Origin of the sequence: Rothia sp. HMSC062H08 (genome assembly GCF_001810775.1) — a bacterium.
In the GTDB taxonomy this organism is placed as follows: Bacteria; Actinomycetota; Actinomycetes; order Actinomycetales; family Micrococcaceae; genus Rothia.
This window is the reverse complement of record NZ_KV802668.1, coordinates 103,803-106,939: the sequence shown is the minus strand read 5'-3', so window position 1 is coordinate 106,939 and position 3,137 is coordinate 103,803. Positions and strand designations below refer to the sequence as shown.

At 63.0% G+C, this 3,137-nt stretch carries 2 protein-coding genes; both read right to left on the bottom strand.

All coding sequences use genetic code 11. From position 1 onward, the window contains the following. Positions 1 to 59: 59 nt before the first annotated feature. On the bottom strand, positions 60 to 1,427 hold the full coding sequence (locus HMPREF2765_RS05580; protein ID WP_049350338.1) for a hypothetical protein: 1,368 nt from the start codon (positions 1,425 to 1,427) through the stop codon (positions 60 to 62). Between the two features lie 277 nt (positions 1,428 to 1,704). Continuing rightward, positions 1,705 to 2,697, bottom strand: a complete 993-nt coding sequence (locus tag HMPREF2765_RS05575; RefSeq protein ID WP_070604609.1) for an HNH endonuclease — start codon at positions 2,695 to 2,697, stop codon at positions 1,705 to 1,707. Positions 2,698 to 3,137 lie beyond the last annotated feature (440 nt).

Below are 3,137 nucleotides of genomic sequence, written 5' to 3'. Positions count from 1 at the left end.
CGAGGGCGGGTGCCCCTGTAGGAGCGAGGACGAACACCGCCTCTCAGCGGGAGAAGCGTTTAGGCAGCCGCCTCGCAGAAAGTTACCGTCACCGAACCGTTACCGCGCTCGCGCATCCACTGCGGCGCGTTCTCAGCCGAAACGATGGAGCCATCAGTCACGGACGGGGCGATGTACGAGCCGCCCGCGCCACCGGCGCCGCCCTGCATCGTGTAGCCCAGGCCCTGGCGCACACCGGTCGGGCTGTTCAGCCACTTCTGGATCAGCACAATCGAGGAAACGGACTGTGCCGCGCCGGAACCGCCGCCTCCGTAACCTGCGCCGCCACCGCCGGACACCACGGACTGGTAGCCGTTGAAGTTCTGCGCGTACGCACCCTCATCGTTGTAGATGTCCAGGTCCCAGCTGCGGTCCTCGTAGGTGCCCTTCTCGTGCACGCTGGCGGGGTTCTCATCCAGCTGGTAGGAGTATGCGCCCGCACCATCGCCGCCGTTGCCCGCGAAGCCGCTCGTGCCCGCGTTACCGGCAACAAACTGGCTGAATAGCACCTGGTTGTTGGTGGTTTCAAAGCCGATGATGGGGCCGCTAGCCGGCAGAGTGCCTGCCGCGCCGCCTGCACCGCCTATACCCGCTGCGCCGCCGAAGCCGGAGTTGTAGGTCAGGACCTTGGAACGTTCCGCATTGTAGACTTCGTAGCCGGGGGTGCCGTTGGAGCCCGCCGCTGCGGAGGCGCTACCCGCCGCATCGAACTGCGGGGATGCGTCCGAGCCGAGGGGCGCCACACCGGCGTCGATCTGGCCGTTGAAGTTGGAGTACCAGGGGTCTGCGTAGGACACGGCGGAGGTGGTCATGCCCGCGCCGCCACCGCCGCCTGCTACAGCTACGACGACGCCGTCGATGAGCAGCGCGGAGGAGCCGCCGCCGGATGCAGCGTACACCTGGCTCTTGGAGTTTGCCGGGTCCGCATACTTGGCGTCGACCTGCGCGGTGATGGTGGCGGGGATGGTGTAGGCGGGTACGGAGCCGCCGTTGCCGTATCCTTCACCACCTGCGGTGGGGGTGAGGGAGCCGTCACCGATACCGCCTGCCGCGGCGATAATCTGCACGGTGGAGCCGGGGGTGACGGGGACGATGCCGCTGACCTTCGCGCCGGAGCCGGCGGGGGTCATACGATTGTTGGTGCCGCCCGCGCCGCCGACCAGTTCAAAGTGGAGCTTGTGGACATTGTCGGGCACTGCGAAGGTCTGCACGGTCTTGGTGCCTTCTTCGGTGCCGGAGATGTTGTACGCCGGGTGTGCGGCGAGGGTGCAGTCGTTGGTTGCGGCGACGGATGCCGCGTAGGAGGGGATGGTTGCGGAGGCGGCGACGACGGGTGCCGCCCAGGCTGCACCGGCGACGAGCTTGCGGCGGGTCAGAGATGTAGACATGGTATGCCCTTTATTCGGGTGGGGTGATGTGTTTGTGGCGCGGATGCGGGAGCCTGCAGGCCTGCGCCCGGACGCCGAGGAAAAGCATACCTTGAACCTCAGCTTTAACATAAATCCCTGGCTAGCCCACTGTGCGGGAGCTTTAGGACACCTCGCGCCGCTCCCTTCCTTCGCTCCTGCAGGGGAACCCGCCACGCCCGGACGCTCCGCCTCTCCATGCTTCGCTGCGGAGAGCGCCCGGGCGGGCACCCTGATGCCGCTTTCGGAAGGTGCGGCTTTATGCGAGCCGCAGGTTCCGTCCGCGTACGCAACGCCAGCAGATGGTCTGCAGGTTCTCGGGCTCGTTGTTGCCGCCTTCGGATAGCGGAATCTTGTGGACGACCTCTAGGATGAGGATTCGTTCACGCATGATGGAGTTGCCGCATCCGGGGTTTTGGCAGGTGTAGTTGTCGCGTTCTTTGATGCGTTGGCGCAGCTGGGCGGTCATGAGGGTGCGTTCGCCGCCTTCGGGCCATGCCCAGCGTATTTTGCGTTCGAGGGTTTCGGAGAGCGCGTCAAGGGTTGGGGTGTCGAGGGTGACGGTGACGGCACGATTTTCTTTGCCATTGGGTGAGGTGTATTCGAACCGGTAGACGGGGTAGGGCACGGTCAGCCCTACGTGGCAGACGTTGAGTTTGTTCCAGAACTCGCCGGCGTAGTGCTTGGTGATGAAGTGGGGCGGGTTGATGTGTGCGATCATGTCGTCTTCGCGGCGTCGCACGTTGTCGACGGCGGTTTCGAGGCGCGCGATATCGTCGGAGAGGCGTTGTACGTCTTTGAGGGTTTGCAGGTCGGCTTCGATGCGAAAGTATTTGGTGAGGCTGCCGATGGGGTCCCGCTCGGCTTCGAGAACAACCTGTTGGGAGGACTTGTAGACGTGCGGGTGGCGTTCTTCGGGTTTCTTCTGCAGCAGCGTCTTCCAGGTTTTGGGCTGCTGAACCTCGACGGTGGCGAGGTGGCTGTACATGCCGTTGGTGGAGGTGCCGAGTTCGTAGATTCCGTGGGCGTGGATGTCGTGTACGTAGCTGGCGATTTCGTTGTATTCGCTGGCGAGTGTGGCGGTGCGTTGCCGGTGCATCTGGAATTCGGGGGATGCGAAGTACCGGTTTTTGCGGATGGTCATGATGATACCCAGAATGAGCACGATGATGACAACGCCGAGGATGACGTACCAGAGGGAGAAGACGAAGCATACGGCGAAGAAGATGCCGAGCCCTTTGAGGAATTTCATGGGTGTTCCTTTGTGATACGGCGGTGTATCTGTGAGTGTAGATTTCCTCCATTAGGGTATCGGAGGTGGGTACTGTGTGCAAAGCATTTGGTCACGTTGGAGGTGTATAGGCTTCCGCGCCGCTCCCTTCCTGCGCTCCTGCAGGGGAACCCGCCACGCCCGGACGCTCCGCTCTTCCTTGCTTCGTTGCGGAGAGCGCCCGTGCGGGCACCCTGATGTCGCTTTCGGAAGGTGCGGCGCTAAGCCGCAATTTCAACCCACCTATTTGGCGGAGCCAGCAAAAGACTGAAAGAGCGACAGCCCCTCTCCCCTTTAAGTTCGTTATGCCGGTATCGCGCACACAAGCCCTGCGCTTACTAATCTGAGGCTGGGTGTTTTATTTACGAAGTGGAGGGAATGGTGTCCTCCGCAGTGACATCAGGGTGCCCGAAGCGAAGCGA